Annotated in this window: 1 protein-coding gene; it reads left to right on the top strand. The window is 41.8% G+C overall.

From position 1 onward, the window contains the following. Nucleotides 1-184: 184 nt before the first annotated feature. A complete protein-coding gene (locus QZL66_RS08260; protein WP_051343767.1) occupies nt 185-529 on the top strand; it encodes a DeoR family transcriptional regulator in 345 nt (114 codons plus the stop codon). The last annotated feature ends 83 nt before the right edge of the window (nt 530-612 follow it).

Here is a 612-nt window from a genome sequence, read left to right as displayed (position 1 = left end):
TGGCTGACCAGTTTGGTAAAAAAGTGAGAACATCCGATGAGGTGCAGAATTTTTTTCTGTACCTTGTCGGTGTTTTTATGCCTGTACAAATTGAAAATGTTTTGTGAACTCTTTTCAAACTACCAAAAAGGCTGGTAGTTTGAATGATAGAGTAAGTTCGACGATTAGGAAAGGGGGTGTCCATGTGAGTGTGAATGAACGGCGTGCCGAAATCATGAAGATTTTAGTTGCTCGCAGACAAACAACAGTTCCACTTCTTGCACAGGAATTGTGTGTATGTTGTAATACTGTTCGCAACGACATTCATGCACTTGCATTGGACTATCCTCTGGAGACGTGTTCCGGGAATGGCGGCGGTGTTAGAGTAGCAGATTGGTATCATCCATATAAAAATATGCTTACAGAAGAACAATCTGTTGCTTTGGAGCAATTGCTATTGTTTGCAGATATTCGGCAAGCAGAAGTGATTCGCCAAATATTAGCGGAATTTAGTTCTCAGACCTATCGTCAAAAATATGCAAAGGAGTGAAACCGAATGAAAACCCTCATAGATGTCCTTGCAGCACTCAGCGATTTCGTAAAGGTCGCATCAGAGTGGGCAGAAAGTGCTTC

It is taken from the genome of Ruminococcus sp. CAG:330, from assembly GCF_000437175.1.
Classification (GTDB): Bacteria; Bacillota; Clostridia; order Oscillospirales; family Ruminococcaceae; genus Ruminococcus_C.
The sequence above is the reverse complement of the archived record's forward strand: the minus strand, read 5'-3'. Positions and strand labels throughout refer to the sequence as shown.